General features: G+C 71.7%; 18 protein-coding genes. 9 read left to right on the plus strand and 9 right to left on the minus strand.

The features are described 5' to 3' along the window. Window positions 1-395: 395 nt before the first annotated feature. The 4 genes from CHF16_RS38340 to CHF16_RS38355 form a co-directional block, all read right to left on the minus strand. Entirely contained in the window at window positions 396-821 is a 426-nt protein-coding gene (locus tag CHF16_RS38340) for a hypothetical protein (protein ID WP_089331111.1), read from the minus strand. Between the two features lie 230 nt (window positions 822-1,051). After that, window positions 1,052-1,540, minus strand: coding sequence for a hypothetical protein (locus CHF16_RS38345; RefSeq protein ID WP_089331127.1), 489 nt, complete (start codon window positions 1,538-1,540; stop codon window positions 1,052-1,054). Continuing rightward, a complete protein-coding gene (locus tag CHF16_RS38350) occupies window positions 1,537-3,348 on the minus strand; it encodes a glycoside hydrolase family 15 protein (protein WP_089331112.1) in 1,812 nt (603 codons plus the stop codon). The genes CHF16_RS38345 and CHF16_RS38350 overlap by 4 nt, the downstream gene beginning before the upstream one ends. 171 nt (window positions 3,349-3,519) lie before the next feature. Beyond that, the gene (locus CHF16_RS38355; protein ID WP_089331113.1) at window positions 3,520-5,127 is read right to left on the minus strand and encodes a GMC oxidoreductase; all 1,608 of its coding nucleotides are present in this window, start codon (window positions 5,125-5,127) and stop codon (window positions 3,520-3,522) included. 195 nt (window positions 5,128-5,322) lie between these two features. Here CHF16_RS38355 and CHF16_RS38360 point away from each other — a divergent pair, with 195 nt between their 5' ends. Further along, window positions 5,323-5,970, plus strand: coding sequence for a TetR/AcrR family transcriptional regulator (locus tag CHF16_RS38360; RefSeq protein WP_218827035.1), 648 nt, complete (start codon window positions 5,323-5,325; stop codon window positions 5,968-5,970). Between the two features lie 50 nt (window positions 5,971-6,020). On the opposite strand, the gene CHF16_RS38365 is transcribed toward CHF16_RS38360, so the two are convergent. Then, window positions 6,021-6,707 (minus strand): class I SAM-dependent methyltransferase, encoded by a 687-nt coding sequence (locus CHF16_RS38365; RefSeq protein ID WP_218827036.1) that lies wholly within the window; start codon window positions 6,705-6,707, stop codon window positions 6,021-6,023. Window positions 6,708-7,008: 301 nt separating this feature from the next. On the opposite strand from CHF16_RS38365, the gene CHF16_RS38370 reads away from it, so the two are divergent. Further along, window positions 7,009-7,929, plus strand: coding sequence for an oxygenase MpaB family protein (locus CHF16_RS38370; protein ID WP_089331116.1), 921 nt, complete (start codon window positions 7,009-7,011; stop codon window positions 7,927-7,929). A gap of 139 nt (window positions 7,930-8,068) precedes the next feature. Here the strand turns inward: CHF16_RS38370 and CHF16_RS38375 are convergent, their stop codons facing one another. Continuing rightward, the gene (locus tag CHF16_RS38375) at window positions 8,069-8,767 is read right to left on the minus strand and encodes a nitroreductase family protein (protein WP_089331117.1); all 699 of its coding nucleotides are present in this window, start codon (window positions 8,765-8,767) and stop codon (window positions 8,069-8,071) included. 283 nt (window positions 8,768-9,050) lie between these two features. On the opposite strand from CHF16_RS38375, the gene CHF16_RS38380 reads away from it, so the two are divergent. Further along, window positions 9,051-10,310 (plus strand): MFS transporter, encoded by a 1,260-nt coding sequence (locus tag CHF16_RS38380; RefSeq protein WP_179271922.1) that lies wholly within the window; start codon window positions 9,051-9,053, stop codon window positions 10,308-10,310. Between the two features lie 6 nt (window positions 10,311-10,316). On the opposite strand, the gene CHF16_RS38385 is transcribed toward CHF16_RS38380, so the two are convergent. Further along, window positions 10,317-11,012 (minus strand): TetR/AcrR family transcriptional regulator, encoded by a 696-nt coding sequence (locus tag CHF16_RS38385; RefSeq protein ID WP_089331119.1) that lies wholly within the window; start codon window positions 11,010-11,012, stop codon window positions 10,317-10,319. A gap of 179 nt (window positions 11,013-11,191) precedes the next feature. On the opposite strand from CHF16_RS38385, the gene CHF16_RS38390 reads away from it, so the two are divergent. From CHF16_RS38390 to CHF16_RS38410, 5 genes are all read left to right on the plus strand, one after another. Then, window positions 11,192-11,710, plus strand: coding sequence for a 4-hydroxylaminobenzoate lyase (locus CHF16_RS38390; protein WP_089331120.1), 519 nt, complete (start codon window positions 11,192-11,194; stop codon window positions 11,708-11,710). Window positions 11,711-11,721: 11 nt separating this feature from the next. Then, window positions 11,722-12,303: an NADPH-dependent FMN reductase gene (locus tag CHF16_RS38395; protein WP_089331121.1), complete on the plus strand. Its 582-nt coding sequence runs from the start codon at window positions 11,722-11,724 to the stop codon at window positions 12,301-12,303. A gap of 22 nt (window positions 12,304-12,325) precedes the next feature. Next, window positions 12,326-13,492 (plus strand): Rieske 2Fe-2S domain-containing protein, encoded by a 1,167-nt coding sequence (locus CHF16_RS38400; protein ID WP_089331122.1) that lies wholly within the window; start codon window positions 12,326-12,328, stop codon window positions 13,490-13,492. Then, window positions 13,489-14,436 carry a PDR/VanB family oxidoreductase gene (locus CHF16_RS38405; protein ID WP_089331123.1) on the plus strand — a complete coding sequence of 316 codons (948 nt, stop codon included), beginning with the start codon at window positions 13,489-13,491 and terminating at the stop codon, window positions 14,434-14,436. The genes CHF16_RS38400 and CHF16_RS38405 overlap by 4 nt, the downstream gene beginning before the upstream one ends. Before the next feature lie 232 nt (window positions 14,437-14,668). Beyond that, window positions 14,669-15,880 (plus strand): glycosyltransferase, encoded by a 1,212-nt coding sequence (locus CHF16_RS38410; RefSeq protein ID WP_089331124.1) that lies wholly within the window; start codon window positions 14,669-14,671, stop codon window positions 15,878-15,880. 14 nt (window positions 15,881-15,894) lie between these two features. On the opposite strand, the gene CHF16_RS38415 is transcribed toward CHF16_RS38410, so the two are convergent. After that, window positions 15,895-18,312 carry a glycoside hydrolase family 65 protein gene (locus tag CHF16_RS38415; protein WP_089331125.1) on the minus strand — a complete coding sequence of 806 codons (2,418 nt, stop codon included), beginning with the start codon at window positions 18,310-18,312 and terminating at the stop codon, window positions 15,895-15,897. Window positions 18,313-18,498: 186 nt separating this feature from the next. Between CHF16_RS38415 and CHF16_RS38420 the strand changes: the two genes are divergently transcribed. Continuing rightward, window positions 18,499-19,371 carry a universal stress protein gene (locus tag CHF16_RS38420; RefSeq protein WP_089331126.1) on the plus strand — a complete coding sequence of 291 codons (873 nt, stop codon included), beginning with the start codon at window positions 18,499-18,501 and terminating at the stop codon, window positions 19,369-19,371. A gap of 47 nt (window positions 19,372-19,418) precedes the next feature. Here CHF16_RS38420 and CHF16_RS38425 read toward each other — a convergent pair. Further along, window positions 19,419-19,616 (minus strand): response regulator transcription factor (locus CHF16_RS38425; RefSeq protein WP_143228332.1); only part of this gene is annotated, 198 nt, incomplete at its 5' end.

Here is a 19,616-nt window from a genome sequence, read left to right on the forward strand (position 1 = left end):
CCCGCAACTGGCCCTGGGCCGACGCCTGGCGGCAGTTGTTCACCACCCTCCACGCCCCACCCGACAGCCGCTGACCTGCCGTTATCCACCGCCCGCCAGGGCCCGACCGGAACCGAACACGTGGAAAAGCTGGGCAGACCAGCCGATCACCCCTGCCCGCGGGCGGCCGACAACTCAACCGTCCTCCCGAAAAGACCGAGAGATCGACCTCGATACACCATCGGTGGATCGAGGCTTAGGCAAGTGGATTACCCCCCCATCAGCCAACGCCGCCACATGCCATTGCGGCCTCCATGGCAGCAGCCGGCCGCGACCCGGCCACTCTCGAGGAGGCGCGGGAGGGCGGCCAGGTGATGGCCGTCGCCCGGGTTTTGGCGAAAGATATGAAAGGTGGCTCAGCTTGCTGGACGATCCAGGGTGTCGAGGTCGCCTTCGGTGGTGACGACCACTAGCCACGAGCGATCACCGGCGAGAAAATAGTGATGCTCCGGTATCTCCAGTAGCGCACCGACGACTGCGGCGGCATCTACTTCGCCGAAACGGACTCCTGCGCGCGATAGCCCATCACCCGCATGCTCGACCATCGCGCCGGGCTGAATGCGCCTGCAGACTTCTTGAACGGCCATGAGGCCCAGCTCCGTATCGTTGCCCGCCCTCCGGTGAGCGTGCACACCCTGCACCTTGCTCCAGTCAATCTTGGCATGGCCGACGGGGAGGTGCTCATGAAGCCACTCGAAGACAATCGAGTCATCTCGACGCTCCAAGCCGGCCAGTGGCGCCTCGGTGTACACGTATTCTTCCCAATAGTCATTGATCTTCATCAGCCTGGATCGCCTTCACATTGCACTTGCGGTCGGCTCGTTTGCATCGTGCAAAAGCTGGCCGCACCTAGAGGCGGGGCAGCGTAGGGTCTGTGGGAACGTGCGCCGCACCGTCCAGCCGTGCTGACACTACCGTCGGGGTGACCAGTGCGGCGAGCGGAGTTCTGAGCCTGGAAACGGCGAGCTATGTTGGTCGGCCCTGAATTGCTAGAGATCGGTGACGAACTCGGTCATCCGTGGGGATCGAGTGAGGTGAAGCCGCCGACGATGGCACCGAAGCCCGCATGGGCGAGGACGGTGACCAGCGGTGTGCTCGGCCCGTAGTTCAGCATGAGGAAGCCCGGAGGTTCCAGCAGGGCGACCTTGGGAGCGCAGGTCAGCGGGTTCCCCATCCGGGGGTGTATCAGCGGCAGCAGGATGTTCACCAGCGCCGTGCCGGCGAACGTGCCGTGCACCAGGCCGAAGAGCGCCCCGAGCCACCAGCCGGCGTGGCCGATCGCGAGGAAGACGGCGTAGTAGACGAACGCGAACACCTCGCCGTTGGCGAAGTGCATGAGGTAACCGATCGCCTTGGCGTGGGCTCGGTTCGCGGTCACGGCGGTGCCGAGCAGGAACGGCAGGTCCATCCGGGTCAGCCTGAACTCGCCGGCGGCCCGCAGCACGGTGGTCAGCACCAGCGTCCCGGCGAAGGCGCCCGCGGCGGTACCCCACGCGTTCACGCCGCCGCCTCCCCGGCGGCCGAGGTGATGGCGCACGCGGCATTGATCAACGCCAGGTGGCTCAGCCCCTGGGGCAGGTTGCCCAGGAAGGCGCCGGTGCCCGGGTCGATCTCCTCGGCGTACAGGCCGACATCGTTGGCCAGCCCGACCAGGTCGTCCATCAACGTGATGGCCTGGTCGAGGCGCCCGGTCCGGGCGAGGCACTCGGCCAGCCAGAAGGAACAGGCCAGGAACGCGCCCTCGGTGCCGGCCAGCCCGTCCTCGCCGGAGTACCGGTCGACGAACGGGCCGTGCCGCAGCTCCCGTCCGACGGCGTCCACCGTGGCGCGCATACGGCGGTCATCGGGCCGCGCGTAGCCGTGCAGGAGGCCGAGCAGGACGGCGGCGTCCAGTTCCGGGCTCCCGGCGGAACGCGTGTAGCAGCCGCGACCGGGGGAGAAGCAGCGCGTCTCGACGAAGTCGCGTATCTGGGTGCGGTTGCGCTGCCAGCGGCCCGAACCGCGGCCTGGGATCAGCCCGCGCTCGGACAGGTCGACGGCCCGGTCGAGGGCCACCCAGCACATCATCTTCGAGTGTGTGAAGTGCAGGGGAGCGCTGCGCACCTCCCAGATGCCCGAGTCCGTCTCCTGCCAGGCATCGCAGACGAAGTCGGCCAGCTCGGCCAGCCGCCGGGCGAGGTCGGTGTCCAGTCGTCCGGCGGCACCTGCGTAGAGCCAGGCGGTCTGCAGCAGCTCACCGTAGGTGTCCAGCTGGATCTGGGTGCCCGCCGCGTTGCCGATCCGCACCGGCGCGGAATCGCGGTATCCCCGCAGGGGCGGCGTGCGTTCCGGGGTGCGGCCGCCGCCGTCCAGCCGGTAGAGGACCCGCAGCCGAGGATGCGTGAGCTGGGTGGCGTGCATGAGCCACCAGAAGTAGGCGTCCGCCTCGGCGGAGCAGCCCAGCCGCAGGAGCGCGTGGAGGGTGAACACCGAGTCGCGGACCCAGGAGAAGCGGTAGTCCCAGTTGCGCACGCCCCCGATCTCTTCCGGTAGCGACGTCGTCGCCGCGGCGGCGATCGCCCCGGAGGGCGCGAAGATCAGCAGTTTGAGCGCCAGCGCGCTGCGCAGGACGGCGTCGCGCCACCTGCCCTCGTACGCGCGTTCCCGCGCCCAGCCCCGCCAGGCCGCGACGGTGTGCTCCATGCGCGCGTCGCATTCGGACCGGGTCGGCAGGACGAGCGGCTCCTGGTGCGCGAACGACAGGGCCAGCAGGGCCCGGCCTCCTCGTTCGAGTTCGAGGCGCCCGCTGATCGTCCCGTCGGCGCATTCCGGCTCACCCGCGTCCCAGCCGCAGACCGCCAGCGCGTCCGCGCCGGACGCCACCACCGGCACACCGGCGCGCCACCTGATCCGCGGCCGGCGGGCGCCGTAACCGAACCGCGGCCGCACGCTCCAGCGCAACGGCACGGTCCCGGCCACCCCGTCCAGGCGCCGCTGTAGCTCCCGCATCGGCCCCAGCGTCCCGGTGCCCTCCAGGGTCAGCGAGTCGGTGACCCGCACACTGCCGCGTCCGGTGGTGAAGGTGGTCTCCAGGACGTTCGTGCCGGGCAGGTACCGGCGCGCGACCGTGAAGGGCTCCGCCGGCTCAAGCTGGAAGCAGCCGCCCCGGGCGGGGTCCAGGACGGCGGCGAATACCGAAGGGGAGTCCAGGTCCGGCGTCCCCAGCCAGTCCACGGACCCGTCGGCGGCGATCAGCGCTGCGCTCCGCCCGTCCCCGATCACCGCGTAGTCGCGCAGCCGGACGTAGCCGTCGCTCCGGAGGACCGTCATGCGTCCGGACCGTCCGAGTCACCGGCGAGGCCGGCGGCTTCGAGGCACTGGTGCTCCCACTCGGTCACGTTCCGTTACTTGCCCTGCCCTCCCCATATGACTCCACCGGCGGGTGATGTGGGGAACCGGGCCGGCGCCGTCGGGAACTCGCCGTTCGGTGGGGTGCCCGGCTCAGATGATGGTGCCGACATCTTCGGCGGCAAGGGATTCCATGGCGCGTTCGGCGACGGCCGCGATGGTCATGGAGGGGTTGCATGCCGCCGTGTTGCCGGGGATCAAGGCGCCGTCGAGCACGTAGAGCCCGCGCTGGCCCAGGACTCTGCCGTCGAGGTCGCAGACGGCGCCCATCGAGGCGCCGCCGAGCGGGTGCCAGGTGCTGTTGACGATGGCGTTGGTGTCGGTGACCGCCCCCGGCCCCTGGGCGAGCCGGGTGATCCGCTGATGAATCGCTCGGCGCACCGCGTCGTCGCCCTCGCGGGGCCAGACGAGGGAGACGGCGTCTTTCTGCCCGTCGTACCGGAAGTGGCCGCGATCGGGACTCACGCCGTAGCCGACCAGCATGGTCGTCCTGGTGTTGATGCCCAGTGGGGGGATCGACGCCTGGATGACGGTGTTGGCCGTGGCGGACGAGGCCCAGTCCTTGCTGCCGTAGACGACCGGGCCGCCCTGTTCCTTGCCGAAGTCCTCCTGGAGATTCGTCCAGGCGTAGATGCGGTCGCCGTTGGTGCCCCAGTCCTCGCCGAGGCGGTCCGGCATGTCCGGAACGGCGCCCGTCGCGGCGGCCCGCACGAGGAGTTTGCTGGTGTTGAGACTGCCGGCCGCCATGATCAGGGCGCGGGTGGTGAGCACCTTCTGCTCCAGTACTTCACCCGCATCGTCTGTGCGGTCGACGTGGACCTGCCAGCGTCCGTCCTTGGTGCGGGCCACGCCGGTCACGTGGTGATGGGTGTGGACGGTCACTCTGCCGGTGAGTTCGGCCTGGCGGATGTAGGTGACATCGACGGAGTGCTTGCCGCCGTTGTTGACGCCGAGCGCGCAGTCTCCGTTCGTGTACGAGGACGCCATCTCCCCGCGGAGTTCGGCGAGGGCGTAGTTCCAGTCGATGGGCATCGGGATCTTGCTCAGTCCGTAGCCCGCCGCACGGACGCGCCCGGCGAAGACGCGCGCGGCGGCGTAGTTCGGCGACGTGATCAACTCGTCGGGCGCGGTCGCCGCGCGCAGCATTCGCGCGACCCTCGGATAGTGGACCGCGTTCATCCGGCGGTAGTCCAGGCCCTCGGGCAGGCAGGCGTGGAAGAGCTCTTCGGAGGGTTGCAGGGTCATGCCCTGGTAGACGAGGGAGCCGCCGCCGACACCGGCCGCGCAGACCGCGAGAATGTTCTCCCCGGCGACGGGCTCCAGCAACCCGACGTAGGGATCGAGGCCGAGGGGCCGGCCGGCGAGTCGTGCGAGGGACCGGAGCGCCTCCGGGATGGTGCCGTGCCAGATCGCCCGCCGGTCCAGGGTCGACAGCGTCGGGAAAGTGCGGGCGTTCGGCCCGGTGGGCCACCGCCGTCCGCGTTCGAGGACGGTCACCGGCACTCCCGCCTGCGCGAGACGGAGCGCGGCCACACCGCCGCCGAACCCCGAGCCGATGACGACCGCCCGGTGCTCCTCCCTGACGAGCCGGACGCGCGAGGGGGACGCCGTCACCGTTGCCGCGCCGGCGGCGCGCGCCGTTCCGAGGGTCGCCGCGCCGGCGGCCGCGCCGGCGAGGAAAGTGCGCCTGCTGATGGGCATGGGGGATCTCCTGAACGGGTGGTGCGGCTTCACGTGGCACAGCCCCCTGCTGCAGAGCCAGTCCCACCCTTGTTACTCATCGGTCACTGCACGGGAGGGTAGAGTGGATGTCACTGAATGACAAGGTGTCTGTGTGAGTCAATTTCTGGGTTGGCTATCCTGAGCCTTCCGAAAAGGCGAGGACGGTGGACAGCGGTGCACGACCCGGCGCCGGGCACGGCGGCAGAGGCGCTGCCTCCTCGGCCCAAGCCGTCGTACGTGGAACGGCGCAAGGCAGCCCTCCGGTCTGAGATCGCCCGCGAGGCGGTACGGCTGTTCACCGCCAACGGCGTCGCCCACACCACCGGCGAGCAGATCGCCGAGGCGGTGGGCATTTCCGCCCGCACCCTCTGGCGCTATTTCCCCAGCAAGGAAAGCTGTGTACGCCCCTTGCTCGCGGCCGGGCTCGACACCGCCGTCGAGGCGCTCCGGCACTGGCCGGAGGGCACCTCGCTCCTGGAGTACATCGCCGGGGCCGCCGACCGCGGCGATCTGCCGATCGCCGAGCCCGTCGTCCTCGACCTGCTCCGCCTGACCCGCAGGGAACCGAGCCTGCGGGTCGTCTGGCTGCAGGCTCACGACGACGCGCTGCCCGTGCTCGCCGAGCTCCTCGCCCGGCGCGCCGGCGGGGAGCCTGACGATCTCCGGGTGAAGGTGCACGCCGCCACGCTCAACGGCGCCCTGCGGGCGGCCGCGGAGGACTTCGCCGCCGAGTTCGCCGACCGGGCCGACGCGCCGCCCGCGGAACTCACCGCCCGCCTGCACGCGGCGCTCCGCGCCGCATCCGAGGGCCTCCCTTACTGAACCGGCCGGATGCCCGGGACCGTGATCATGCGGACCGGGACGTCCGCTGTTCAGGGGGTGGCCGGTTTGCGGGCGGTGAGCAGGCGGGTCGGAACCCATGGGCTGCCCCACCACGCGCGCCAGCCGAGGCCGCGCACGCGGATGTCCTCGGCGTCCAACCGGGCCAGCACCGCGGCGTACTCGCGGGGGGTCCGCGCCAGGTCGGCGATCAGCAGGCGGCCGCCCGGCCGCAGCACCCGGTACGCCTCGGCGATCGCTCGGGCGCGTGCCTCGGTGCCGAAGATGGTGTGGACGGTCAGGCTGGACACGACCAGGTCGAAGCTCTCCTCCGCGTACGGGAGTCTGCGCAGGTCGCCGCCCTGCACGTGAACGCGGTCGGCGACGCCCTCGGCGCGGGCGTTGCGAAGGGTCGCCGCCGGGGAGTTGCCGGACTGGTCGCGTCCGCGCCACAGGTCCACGCCGACCGCCCGGCCCCGCGGGAGGCGCCGGGCGGCGGCCAGCAGGACGGCGCCGCGTCCGCAGCCGAGGTCGAGCAGCCGTTCGTCGCCACGCAGGTCCAGTTCGTCCAGCACGTCCCGCCAGACCAGGAACTTGCCGCGCAGGGTGGCGTGCAGGCTCAGGGCCAGGCATCCCGCCAGCAGGGTGCCGGAGACCAGTGCGGGCAGCGCGGCGGCGAGATCGGCGGTGACCGCCATCACCAGTCCGGTCACCCAGAACCCCAGCACGACCAAGCCCACGAAGCTGAACCCATAGGGCGCATCCATCCCGTACCGCGCGCCAGGCATTCCGCCACTTTGCCATGAACCGGCCACTCGGGGACCGGCTGCGGCGCATCGGTCCACCACCGGCCACCCTGTTGCGCAACCGCGGTGGTGACGTGGGACGGGCAGCACCGGGTCGGCCCACGCCCGGCGCGGCAGCGCGGCGAGCAGCCGGATGATCATTTCGGGGCCGTCGGCCTCGGCGAACATTTGCGGCAGCGTGCCGTAGACATAGGCAACATCGGCGTGTCATTGTCGCGTGCCGAAGGAGGTCGGCATGGCGGCATCGGAGCACCTCGACGACCGGTCCGCGCCGGACGCGGAGCCCATCGGCCCGCGGTCGCTGCTGTGGCGGATCGCCGGTGACTCGCGGGCGGCGCTCTCCGGCGGCGCCACCGGACTGCTGCAGCTGATGTACCCGCCGCTGGGGACGGCCGTGGCCGAGCAGTCCGGCTTCCTCGACGACCCGTTCGGCAGGATCTGGCGGTCGGTCCCGCAGATCTGGGCCACGATCTTCGGGCCGGACGGGCCCGAGCGCGCCCGCCGGATCCGCGACCTGCACCTCGACATCAAGGGCGTCGACTCTTCGGGCCGCAGGTTCCATGCTCTGGACCCCGAGACGTTCTGGTGGGCGCACGCCACCTTCACCTGGCACATGTTCCGGACGGCCGAGCTGTTCTTCCCGGCCGGTGCGCTGACCGCGGCCGACCGCGAGCGCCTGTACGCCGAGACGGTCGCCTGGTACGCCCGGTACGGCGTGAGCATGCGCCCGGTTCCGTCCGACTACGCCGCCTTCGGGGAGACCTTCGACGCGTTCTGCGCCGAGCGCCTGGAGATGACCGCTCCCGCGGCCCGGTCCATCGAGATCGCCCGCACGGACGGCATCGGCGCGGTCCCGTTCGTGCCGTCCCCGGCCATCCGGGCGGCGCGGCCGGTCCTGCGGCCGCTGGGCACGCTGGTGGCGATCGGCTGCCTGCCCGAGGCCGTCCGGAGCCGCTTCGACATCGAGTGGTCCGCGCGCGAGCAGCGCCACTTCGACCGCATGGCGGCGCTGGTCCGTGCCTCGGCGCGCCTTGTCCCGCGGCGCCTCGACCGGTGGATGCTGCTCACCCAGATGCGCCTCATCGGCGCCAAGACCCGCAAGGAGCGCTACCGTCCCGCCGAACGGGCGGCGGGCCCCGAGCCGGTCGTGGAGTAGGGCACCGGGCGCGGTAATCCGGCGGACGCTGCGGCGCCGCGGCTCACTGAGAGCACGGCCCAGGCGTCATGAGTTCGACGGTTCGAGGACGTTGGCATCGGCCCGGCCACTGAGGCCATTGGGCCGATGACCAACGGCTTCAGGCGCCGTTGAGCGGCGCTTCTGCCGAAGCCTCCGCGGGGGCGCTCCACAAGGGTTCGTGGACCTCGGCTCCGAAGGGGTGGCTCCAGTGGTTGCGGGAGGCCACCTCGTGCACGGGGCGGCGGTTGGCCGCGACGCCCCACCGGCCCAGCGGGTAGCCGAAGGCCAGCATCGCCGTCATCCGCCACCCCTGCTCCACGGGCACGCCCAGCATGTCCGTGACGGTGTCCTCGGCATAGCGGAGGACGGTGCTCATGACGCCGCCGACGCCTTCGGCCCGCGCGGCGAGGAACGCGCTCCAGATCGCCGGGTAGATGTTCGCGCCGCCGTGGTCGTCGATGGCGAACACGAAGATCAGGAGCGGGATCTCCTCGAAGTGGTCGGTGAAGTACGCGCCGGACGCCTTGATCTTCCGCATGGTCTCGGTGTGGCCGGCGTCCTCGCCCTGGACCGTCCTGCCCAGGCCGCCCGCCGCGATGTCCCGGTACTCCAGTTCCCGGCACTCGCGGTAGAGCTCGGCGAGCCTCGCCTTGTGGTCCGGGTCGTCGATGGCCAGGAAGTGCCAGCGCTGCGTGTTGCCCCCGTTGGGCGCGCGGATGGCCGCGTCGAGGATGCGGCACTGCGTCTCCAGCGGGACGGGGTCGGGCCGCATCCGGCGCATCATCCGCGTGGTGTAGAGCGCTTCATGGACGTCCAAGGGTCATCCTCTCGCCCGGTCGGTAGGTCGAGGGGATGCTGCCACGCGAATTAGTTACAGTCAATACTTGTAACGAAACTCAATCCGGGGTGTCTTGCGAGGTCGTGGCGCCAGATGGGTTTCGGGCGGCAAGTTCCGTTACAACTCTTGACTGTAACTAATCTCCCCAGCAGGATGAGCGCGCACCACGCCGCAGGACCGGTCCTCCAGGCGAGGTCTTCATCACTTCTGGCGACGGGAGAATCTCGTGGCGTCCATGAACCTCACAACACGATCGTGGCTGGTGGTCTGGGGGAGTACCGCGGCGCTGACCGTGAGCGCCTCACCCCTCGTCCTGCAGACCGTCGGCCTGTTCATGAAGGAACTCGGCGACGACCTCGGCTGGAGCCGCACCGAGGTCAGCGGCGCGAAGAGCCTCGCGGGGCCGGTGGCCGCGCTCGGCGTCCTGCTCTTCGGCTACCTCATCGACCGGTTCGGGCTGCGCCGGGTGATGATCCCGGCGCTCGTGCCCTTCGCCGGCAGCGTCGCGCTGCTCTCGCTGACACCGGACTCGCTGCCGGTGTTCTACGCCATCTCGATGCTGGTCTCCCTGCTCGGCGCGGCCCAGCAGCCGCCCGCCTACACCAAGGCCGTCGCCGGATGGTTCGACGCGCGGCGAGGGCTGGCGATCGGCATCGCCGTCTGCGGCATCGGGCTGGGCACCTCGCTGATACCGCAGTACACGCAGTTCCTCATCGACCACGTGGGCTGGCGGGGAGCCTACGCGGGGCTGGCGGTGCTCCTGCTGGTCGTCGCGCTGCCTCCCTGGATCCTGGTCATCCGGGAGCCGACCGCGCGGGAGCGCCGATCGCTCGCGGGGGACGCGACCCGCACGGCGCAAGGCGCGCGGCCGGCGGGCGAGGCCCCGGGGATCGAACGCGGCCGGGCGCTGCGCATGCGGTCGTTCTGGATCCTCGCGGCGGGCACCTTCACCGCCTCGGTCTCCCTGAACGGCAGCATGACGCATCTCGTCCCGCTGCTGACGGACAGGGGCATGACGGGCTCGGCGGCGGCGGCCGTCCTCATCCCCGTCGGCATCGCCTCGCTCGTCGGACGGCCGGTCGCCGGATTGCTGCTGGACCGGTTCCACGGGCCCCGCGTCGCGTTCGTCCAGCAGCTCGTCCCCGTGGTGGCCTTCGTGCTGATCGGCACCGGCGCCTCGCCCGTCCTCGGCGCCGTCTGCCTCGGCCTGGCCATCGGCCTCGAAGTGGACCTGGCCGGCTATCTCACGAGCCGGTACTTCGGGCTGCGCAGCTTCGGGCAGATCTACGGGGCCATGTTCGCGATCTTCGTGCTCGGCGCCAGCGCGGGCGGGCTCCTGTTCGCCGTGGTCTACGACCGGCTCGGCGGTTACGGCCCGGCGTTCTACCTCTGCGGCGGCGCCCTCGTGGCCACCGCGTTCCTCTTCCTGCTGCTCGGGCCGTACGCCTACCCGAACGCGCGGAAGGAGCGGGGGACGGCGCCGATCGCGGCTCCGGCGGGGACGGCCGCGAGCGGCGAGTAGCCGGGCTCAGCCGTGCGCGGCGTTCCCGGCGGGGCCGTCGCGGTCCGTACTGGCGATCGCGGGCCACAGGGTGTCGACGATGCGGTCGGCGAAATCGGTGCCCGGGCTCTCGCCCGTGCGGAGGTAGTCCCCGAAGAAGCTGCCGAAGCACATGGTCACGACGATGTCGAGATCGGCGTCCGGGCGTACCGCGCCCCGTTCCCTGAGCAGGTGGAGCGTCGTGAGCAGTTCCTCGCAGCGCGGCCCGACGCCGTGCTCGCGCAGCTGTTCCAGCAGCCCCGGTTCCCGGTCGGCCTCGGCCATGAAGTTCGCGTGAAGGGCCATCGCGGCTTTGTTGTTGTAGCGCGGGTCGAGGCGGCGCACGGCCTCTTTGAACGCCTCGACCGGTTCCAGCCGGTCCCAGTCGATGGCGGGATATGCCTCGCGCTGCTGGCGCAGCCCGTATTTGAGCGCGTCGACGACCAGGTCGTACTTGGACGCCCAGCGGCGGTAGAGCGTAGGGCGGGTGACGCCCGCGTCGGCGGCGATGTCGCCGATGGTCATCTGGGAGTAGCCGTCGCTGGCGAGGCGCTTGCGCGCGGCCTCGATGATGGCGTGCTCGATCGCGGGGTCGCGGGGGCGGCCGCCGGCGCGCGACGACCGGGCGCCGGCGGCTCCGCCCCGGGGTTTCCGGCCGGGGGCGTCCCGGTCGCTGTGGCTCATCTGTGCACCTCCGGCGCCAAGGATAGCCGGGGCCGGGCGGGTCTCCCGGAGTTAGGTTACAGCTATTGACTGTAACGAAACCATGTGTGAGGCTCGTCCGCGACGGTGCCGCGTCCGGCTCCCGAGGGCGAGGACCGTCACCCCGTTCCAGTCACCACTGGCTCCTGTGAAGGATGGCGATGGACAGTAGGCGCGCGCTCATCGAGCGGAGCATTCCGTTCCTCAATGAGATCAAGAACCGCACCGCCGGGAAGGAACTCGAATCCTGGCTGAACACCACCTATTCGGCGGGGACCGAGCTCTACGACGAATTGTCGAGGCTGATCAAGGCCGGAGTCCTCGAAGAGGGCTGGGCGGCCGACACCGAGATCGACGGCCCGCGCTACCGGCGCGGTCTCGTCGCCCCGCCCTCGGAAGAGACCTGCTACTTCAGCATCACCGCCGTCTACATGGACAGCGTGGCCCGCTACCGGGGGCAGTACCACGCGCATCCGTACGGCGAGGTCAACCTGGTCGTGCCCATCGGCCCCGGCGCCGAACTCCTCGGCCCCCGCGGCTGGCAGGGTGCGGGCTGGACCGCCCCCGAACCCGGTAGCCACCACTATCCGGAGGCCCGCGGCGGTGCCCTGATCGCGCTGTTCTACCTGCCCGCGGGACGCATCTCCTACGACGTCCACCCGTCCGGTGCGGCGCGGTGACGGGCCGGACCATGACTCTCGACATCCTCGCCCTGTCCGGCAGCCTGCGCCGTACCTCCCACAACAGCGGGCTGCTCCGCGCGCTCCGCGTCATGGCCCCGCCCGGCGTCACCGTCGACATCTACGGCGGCCTGCGGGCACTGCCCCTCTTCGACCAGGACCGCGAGCGCGACGACGTCCCCGCCCCGGTCGCCGACCTGCGCCGGCGCATCAGGGAGGCGGACGGCGTCGTCATCGCCACCCCCGAGTACAACTCCGCCATCCCCGGGGTGCTCATGAACGCCCTGGACTGGGCGTCCCGTCCCGCCGGCGACTCCAGCCTCCGCGGCAAACCCGTCGCCATCCTCGGGGCGTCCCCGTCCCAGTTCGGCACCGCCCGCGGCCAGATGGTCCTGCGGCAGGTGCTCCACCGCATCCAGGCACCGGTCGTCGTGGAGCCCGAGATCACCGTGTTCCGCTCCCACGAGCGCTTCACCCCCGACGGCACCCTGCTCCCCGACGAGGTCACCGAGGACCTGATGCGCCGCCTGCTCGGCGAGCTGGTCCGCCTCATCGAGGCCACCGCCCGGCCCGAGACCGCCGTCTCGGCCTGAACGTCCCCCCCGAGGAGTCCACATGCCCACGGAAACCGCCTACGGGCGCGCCGCGGCCACGCACAACCCGGAGCTGACGCACGTCGGGCCCGGCACACCGGCCGGGGAGCTGTTCCGCCGCTACTGGCAGCCGGTCGCCCTGGAAGGCGACGCCACGACCACCCCGCGGAAGATCAGGATCCTCGGTGAGGACCTCATCCTGTTCCGCACCCGCAAGGGCGAACCGGGGCTCGTCCACCCCAACTGCGCGCACCGCGGTGCCTCGCTCTACTACGGCAAGGTGGAGGACGACGGCATCCGGTGCTGCTACCACGGGTGGCTCTACGGCGCCGACGGCACCTGCCTGGACCAGCCCTGCGAGCCGGAGGGCGGGCGGCACCGCGACCGCGTCCGCCAGCCGTGGTACCCGCTGCACGAGTGGGCCGGGCTGATCTTCGCCTACATGGGCCCGCCGGACCGGATGCCCGTCTTCCCGCGCTTCTCGATCTTCCAGGACCTGGCGGACGGCGAGGCGCTGGTCGCCGACGACCGCAGCATCGGCGCGGGCGGGCCCGCCATCGTCGACTTCAACTGGCTCCAGCACTTCGAGAACGTGATGGACCCGTTCCACATCCCGGTCCTGCACGGATCGTTCTCCGGGGTGCAGTTCGTCAGCGAGATGGGCGTCCTGCCCGAGGTCCGGTGGGAGCTCACCGATCTCGGCGTCCGCAGCGTCCAGGACCGGCGCCTCGACGACGGGCGCCTCTACCGGCGCCGTACCGAGGTGGCGCTGCCGAACCTGCGGATCGTCCCCAACCCGGTACTGGACGTCCTCGGCCCGGCCGACTCGCTCGGCTGGGTCGTCCCCCTGGACGACACGGCGTTCCGCGTCTACACGGTGTTCCGCACCAGGGACCCCGAAGCGATCGCGAGGATCCGCACCCGCTTCGAGGGCCGGCCGTGGGAGGACCTGAACGACGCGGAGCACCAGCGGATGCCCGGCGACTACGAGGCGCAGAAGAGCCAGGGCGACTTCGCCGACCACGCCGCCGAGCACCTGGCCACCACCGACCGCGGCGTCGTCATGCTCCGCAGGTTCCTCAAGCGGCAGATCGACGCCGTCGCGGCGGGCGAGGACCCGGTCGGCGTCGCCTTCGCCGAGCAGGACGCGCTGGTCCGGCTGGACGCGGCCGCCTTCATGGTCGAATGAGCGCGCTGCTCGTGCGGGCGCTGACCTGGGAGGCCGACGGCGTCCTGTCCGTCACGCTGGTCCGGCCCGACGGCGCCGCGCTGCCCCGCTGGTCGCCGGGCGCGCACATCGATCTGATCCCCGGCGACGGCCCCACCAGGCAGTACTCCCTGTGCGGCGACCCCGCCGACCGCCACCGGTGGCGGATCGCCGTGCTCCGCGCGGACGCGAGCCGCGGCGGGTCGGCCTACGTGCACGACTCGCTGCGGCCCGGCTTGCTCGTCCGCTACGACGGCCCGCGCAACAACTTCCCCCTCGCCGAGGCGGGGAGCCACCTGTTCGTGGCGGGCGGCATCGGCATCACGCCGATCCTGCCCATGGTCCACGCCGTCGCCGCCGCCGGTGCGCCGTGGCGGCTGCTGTACGGCGGCCGCACCCGGAGATCGATGGCCTTCCTCCGGGAACTCGGACGCTACGGCGAGCATGTCGTCGTGAGGCCCCAGGAGGAGTACGGCCATCTCGACCTGGACGCCGCGCTGGCGGAGGCCCGCGAAGCCGCGGGGACGGTCGGGGGCCCATCCGGTCTCGCCGTCTACTGCTGCGGCCCGGCATCTCTGCTGGCCGCGATGGAGGAACGGGTTCCGGACCTGCGTTCGGAACGCTTCGAGCCACGGACCGAACCTCAACCGGACGAACCAGGCGCCTTCGACGTCGTCCTGCGGAGATCTGGCCGCACGCTGCACGTCCCGCCGGACCGCAGCGTGCTCTCCGTCCTCGAAGAGGCCGGCGTCCCGATCCCCAGTTCCTGCCAGGAGGGAATCTGCGGCTCCTGTGAGACCACCGTGATCGAGGGCGAGGTGGAGCACTTCGACTACGTGCTGACCCAGGACGAGCGCGCAGCCGGAAACACCATGTTCCCGTGCGTCTCCCGCTGCCGCTCACCGCGCCTGGTTCTCGACCGGTAACCGGTGAAGGCGGGCGGTCATTGGAGTTCGACGGTGAATCCGGAGCCCCTGGCCGCCTTCCAAAGGCGCTTTCCCGAATGCTCGCGCATCGTTGGCGAGGACTGGACGACCGCCGGTGGCCCGTCCTCCCACTTCATTGTCTAGCGCGGATGGGGGCTTGCGGCAAGAGGCGGGGCGGCGGGCAGAATCGCTGCCCGCGCGCCGAAAGGCGGGGCGCGGAAGGGGGAGAGGCATGCGGGTTCTGCTGTCGACGATCGGGTCGCGGGGCGAGGCCCAGCCGGTGATCGCGCTGGCGGTGCGGCTGCGAGGGCTCGGGCACGACGCGGTGGTGTGCGCGCCGCCGGACTTTCGGGCCTGGGCGGAATCGCTCGGGGTGGCCTACGCGCCCGTGGGGCCGTGGTTGCGGGGGACGGCCAAGGCCGCCGCGGGGACGGTGCCGACACCGCGGGAGCGGCAGCGGATGATCGAGGGGACGGTCGCGGAGCAGTTCCGGGCCGTCCGGTCGGCGGCGGACGGCTGCGACGCCGTGGTCGGCGGGGGAGCGCTGGCGATCGCGGCCCGGTCGGTCGCCGAGGCGCTGGGCGTCCCCTACGCGTACGCGGCGTTCGCACCGGTCACGCTGCCCTCTCCCCATCACGCGCCGCCGGTGCTCGGCATGCTCGGGCAAGGACCTGCGGACGGGCCGGCCGACGCCGAGAAGCTCTGGGCCGAGGACGAGCAGCGCTGGAACGCGATGTGGCGGGACCCGCTGAACGCCGAGCGCCGGCGGCTCGGCCTCGAGCCCGTCGCGGACGTGCGCTCGCACCTGTTCACCGACCGTCCGTGGCTCGCGGCCGACCCCGTCCTCGCGCCGTGGCCCGGCCCGCCCGGACTGGACGTCCAGCAGACCGGGGCCTGGCTGCTCGACGACACCCGCCCGCTGAGCCGCGAAGTCGAGGCGTTCCTTGCCGAGGGCGAGCCGCCGGTGTACTTCGGGCTCGGCAGCATGCGCGCCCCGGAAGGCATCGTCGCGACGATGCTCGACGCGGCTCGCGCCTTCGGGCGCCGCGTCGTGATCTCAAGCGGCTGGGCCGACCTGACAGCCCCCGCCGACGCGTCCGACTGCCTCGTGGTCGGCGAGGTCAACCAGCAGGCGCTCTTCCCCCGGACGGCGGCCGTCGTCCATCACGGAGGCGCCGGGACGACCACCGTCGCCGCCATGGCCGGGACACCGCAACTGCTGCTGCCGCAGATGTTCGACCAGTACTATCACGCGGAACGTGTCCGCCACCTCGGGCTGGGCGCTTCGGTTCCGCCCGCCGAGGGCCTGCGCCAGGCCCTCGGCCGGGTGCTGGACGCCGCGCCGACCGCACGTGCCGTCGCGCCGACGATCAAAACCGACGGCACGGCGACCGCGGCCGACCGCCTGCTCTCCCTCGCGGGTACGGCGGGGCCCGTCCCGTAGGTCGCCATCGGTGTTCAGTCGTCCGGTGGTGGTGTCCTTCCCTGCCGGAGCGGGCCTTCCCAGCATGCGCCCGGCTGGAGTTCCAGGTCGTCGCCCGCGTAGCAGATGCGGATGGGAGAGGCGGCGCTCGGCCGGAGCGCGACGCGGATCATGTCCTGGCGGCAGGTCAGGTCGATGCCCCAGTGGCCCCGGTAGCGGAGCCCGATGCGGAGTTCACCGATCGCCGACGGCAGGCGCGGTTCCAGGTGCAGGGTGCCGCCGCGGGTGGTGATTCCCGCGTGGCAGCGCTGGACGAGGTCGACGGTGCCCGCCATGGCGCCCAGGTGGACGCCTTCGGGCGTCGTGCCGTGCTGGGCGTCGGTGATGTCGCTGAACAGCGACTCCAGGAAGATGCGCCAGGCCGTCTCCCCGTCGGTGCGCGCGAGGATCCAGGCGTGGACGAGTGAGCTGAGCGTGGAGCCATCGCAGGTGCGCGGCAGGTAGTAGCGGATGTTCCTGGCGTCCAGGGCAGGGCCGTGCTCGTAGCCGAGCTCTCGCAGGATGTCGTCGAGTTCGCCGGGGGACAGGACGTAGTAGAGCATCAGCACGTCGGCCTGCTTGGAGGCCTTGTAGCGGTTGGCGGAGTCGCCCTCCGCTTCGAGGATGCGGTCCAGCCTGCGGATGTCGCCGTAGCGCTCCCGGTAGCCGGCCCAGTCGAGTTCCGCCAGGCCGGCGTAGCCGTCGAACTGGCTGATCACGCCGTCGTGGAAGGGGACGTACATCTTGCGCGCGACGTCCTCGAAGCGGGTGATCTCCTCGCGGGTCAGGGCGAGCCGTTCCCGCAGTTCCGCGCGCCGGTCCTCGGGCATCATCGCGAGCGCGTCCAGGGCCCGGCGCAGCACCCAGACGGTGAGGACGTTGGTGTAGGCGTTGTCGTCCAGGCCCGGGTCGCCGCGTCCGGGGTAGGCGTCGTGGTACTCGTCGGGGCCCATGACGCCGCGGATCCGGTACCGGTCGGTGGAGCGGTCGTAGGCGGCGAGATCGGCGAAGAACCGGGCGACCTCCAGCATGATCTCGGTGCCGTACTCGGCGAGGAACTCGGTGTCGCCGGTCGCCTCGTGGTACCGCCACACGTTGTGGGCGATGGTCAGCCCGACATGGCGCTGCAGGTGCGAGTGGTCGGGCAGCCACCGGCCGGAACGCGGGTTGAGGTGGATGCGCTGGGTCTCCTCGCGGCCGTCGGCCGCGCTCTGCCACGGGTACATCGCGCCGCGGTGCCCGGCGTCCCCGGCCGCGCGGCGCGCCGCGGGCAGGCGCCGCCACCGGTACATCAGCAGCGCGCGGGCGATCTCGGGGAACCGCATGGTCAGGAACGGCAGGATGAACAGCTCGTCCCAGAAGACGTGGCCCCGGTACGCCTCCCCGTGCAGGCCGCGGGCGGGGACGCCGACGTCCAGGTCGACGCTGTGCTCGGAGACCGTCTGCAGCAGGTGGAAGATGTGGAGGTTGAGGACGCGCTGCACGTCGACGTGGTCGACGCTGAGCTGGCAGCGCCGCCACAGCCGGGACCATGCGAGCGTGTGCCTCTCCAAAAGGGCGTCGAAGCCGCCGGCGCGGGCGGCGGACGCGAGCGCCGCCTGGGCGGGCTCCTCCATGGCGCGGTCGCGCGAGGTGAACACGGCGGCGGTCTTCTCGATCGTGACCGGTTCTCCTGCGCGGACGTCCGCGGTGAGGTCCAGGCCCGTCCAGCCGCCCTCGGCGCGGCGGGCGCGCTCGGCGGGGACGGAGACGCGGGTGCGGGCCGCCACCGCGACGCCGATCTTGGAGGACACCGTCGACGACCGCAGCAGGAGCAGTTCGGGATCGTTCGGGCGGGGGCTCTCCTCGTGGACCAGGTGCTCCCCGGGCAGGTTGCGGTACCGCTCCACGCCGGCGTTGACGACGCGTCCGTCCACCGCCGACAGGATCTCGATCGGGCCGCTCCAGTCCTCGGCCACGATGGTGGTCTCCAGCGCGGCGAGGTGGGGGTCGTCCATGGACACGATCCGGCGCTGCGCCACCCGCGACGTGCGTCCCCGGTCGTCGCGCACCCGGACCAGCCGGGTCAGCACGCCGCGCCGCAGGTCGAGCTCCTGCCGGTACGACAGCAGCCGCCCCTCGCGCCGGGCGCGGTCCGGGTCGAACCAGTCACCGCCGGCCGGGCGGAAGGTCAGGGGCAGCCAGTTGGGCATGTTGACCAGGTCGGCGTTGTCGGTCCGCAGCCCGTCCATCTCCGCCGGCAGCCGGTCGTAGCAGCCCGCGACATAGGTCCCCGGATAGTGGACGCCGTCGGCGGACGACTCGGGGGAGGCGCCCCGGGTGGCGAAGTAGCCGTTGCCCAGCGTGCACAGGGCCTCCCGCAGCCCCTCGGTGCCGGGGTCGTAGCCGTCGTAGGACAGGATCCACCGGTCCATGGTGTCTCCTCCCGCCGTCGTCCGGATCGTCGCAGGGCATGCCCGGCCCTGACACGTTCTCACCGGCGGGTCCGGACGGGCAGCGCCGGACGGCCTCCCGCCGCCGGGACCTTCGGCTCCTGCCGGGTGTTTGCGGCCCGCCGAACCTGAAATTGAGTCCGTAGCGCGGGCGAAGGGGGAGGACCGATGGTCGCACTGTCACGGGCCCAGCGGCCGAACATCCTGTTCGGCTACGACGGGACCGCCGAGAACGAGCCGGCACTGCGCTGGGCGGTCGAGGAGTCCCGGCTGCGGAACCTCGACCTGGTCATGTGCCACTGCTGGCACTGGCCCTACCCGCCGGGCCACGCGGACGCCGGCGTCGAGGCGATCATCCAGCGGGCGGGCGAGAACCTGCTGAGCGAGGGCGCCCGCAAGGCCCGGGAACTGGGCGCGGCCGGGAAGGTCTCCACACTGCTCAGGCGGGAACCCGTCACCGAGACGCTCGTCGACGAGTCCGACGACGCGGAGCTGATCGTCGTGGGCTCCCACGAGCGGTTCCGGCTGCTCACCGGGTCGACGGCGGTGCGGCTGCCGGCGCGCACCCGCCGTCCGGTGATCGCGGTCCGCGGGGCCCGCGGGCCGCACGGCCGCGTCGTGGCCGGCGTCGACGGGTCCGCGGGCGGGGACGCGGCGCTCGGCTTCGCGATCGAGGAGGCCGCCCTCCGGGGCAGCGGCCTGCGCGTGGTCTACGGGGCCTGGGAGCCCGGCGCCGTCCCCGAGCACGAACTGCCCCTGTTCAGTGACGCGGACAGGCTCGTCGAGGTGCGCACCGCGATGCTGGACGAGGCCGTCCGCCCGTGGAAGCGGCGCTTTCCCCAGGTCGACGTGCAGGTGTCGCTGACGCTGGAGCGTCCTCGCGAGGCGCTGCTGGCGGAGGCCGCGACCGCCGATCTGCTGGTGGTGGGGGATCGCGGCACGGGCGGCCTGGACCCGCTGCTGCTGGGCGCGACGAGCTCGGCGATGCTGCACCATGCCCCCTGCGCGGTGGCGATCGTGCCGCAGCCCCGGCCCGCCTGACTCGGACCCGAGCAGGCCGTCCGCGGACGTCCTAGTCGGGGGGCTTCTTACTCGGAGGGCTTCTTCGAGGCGGCCTTGAGCTGGGCGGCGAGTGCGGCGGCCTGGGTGCGGCGGCTCATGCCGAGCTTGGCGAAGATGCTGGAGATGTGATTCTTGACGGTCTTTTCGGCGAGGTAGAGGCGTTCGCCGATCTGGCGGTTGGTGAGGCCTTCGCCGATGAGGTCGAAGATGTGGCGTTCTTGTTC

Source organism: Actinomadura meyerae, assembly GCF_900188445.1.
GTDB lineage: Bacteria > Actinomycetota > Actinomycetes > Streptosporangiales > Streptosporangiaceae > Spirillospora > Spirillospora meyerae.

Excerpts from the sequence above, each read along its gene's own strand:
- CHF16_RS38385 (WP_089331119.1), bottom strand. The coding sequence starts at position 11,012 with ATGAGCCACAGCGACCGGGACGCCCCCGGCCGGAAACCCCGGGGCGGA.
- CHF16_RS38390 (WP_089331120.1), top strand. The coding sequence starts at position 11,192 with ATGGACAGTAGGCGCGCGCTCATCGAGCGGAGCATTCCGTTCCTCAAT.
- CHF16_RS38415 (WP_089331125.1), bottom strand. The coding sequence starts at position 18,312 with ATGGACCGGTGGATCCTGTCCTACGACGGCTACGACCCCGGCACCGAG.
- CHF16_RS38350 (WP_089331112.1), bottom strand. The coding sequence starts at position 3,348 with ATGACGGTCCTCCGGAGCGACGGCTACGTCCGGCTGCGCGACTACGCG.
- CHF16_RS38410 (WP_089331124.1), top strand. The coding sequence starts at position 14,669 with ATGCGGGTTCTGCTGTCGACGATCGGGTCGCGGGGCGAGGCCCAGCCG.
- CHF16_RS38395 (WP_089331121.1), top strand. The coding sequence starts at position 11,722 with ATGACTCTCGACATCCTCGCCCTGTCCGGCAGCCTGCGCCGTACCTCC.
- CHF16_RS38370 (WP_089331116.1), top strand. The coding sequence starts at position 7,009 with ATGGCGGCATCGGAGCACCTCGACGACCGGTCCGCGCCGGACGCGGAG.
- CHF16_RS38340 (WP_089331111.1), bottom strand. The coding sequence starts at position 821 with ATGAAGATCAATGACTATTGGGAAGAATACGTGTACACCGAGGCGCCA.
- CHF16_RS38405 (WP_089331123.1), top strand. The coding sequence starts at position 13,489 with ATGAGCGCGCTGCTCGTGCGGGCGCTGACCTGGGAGGCCGACGGCGTC.
- CHF16_RS38355 (WP_089331113.1), bottom strand. The coding sequence starts at position 5,127 with ATGCCCATCAGCAGGCGCACTTTCCTCGCCGGCGCGGCCGCCGGCGCG.
- CHF16_RS38400 (WP_089331122.1), top strand. The coding sequence starts at position 12,326 with ATGCCCACGGAAACCGCCTACGGGCGCGCCGCGGCCACGCACAACCCG.
- CHF16_RS38420 (WP_089331126.1), top strand. The coding sequence starts at position 18,499 with ATGGTCGCACTGTCACGGGCCCAGCGGCCGAACATCCTGTTCGGCTAC.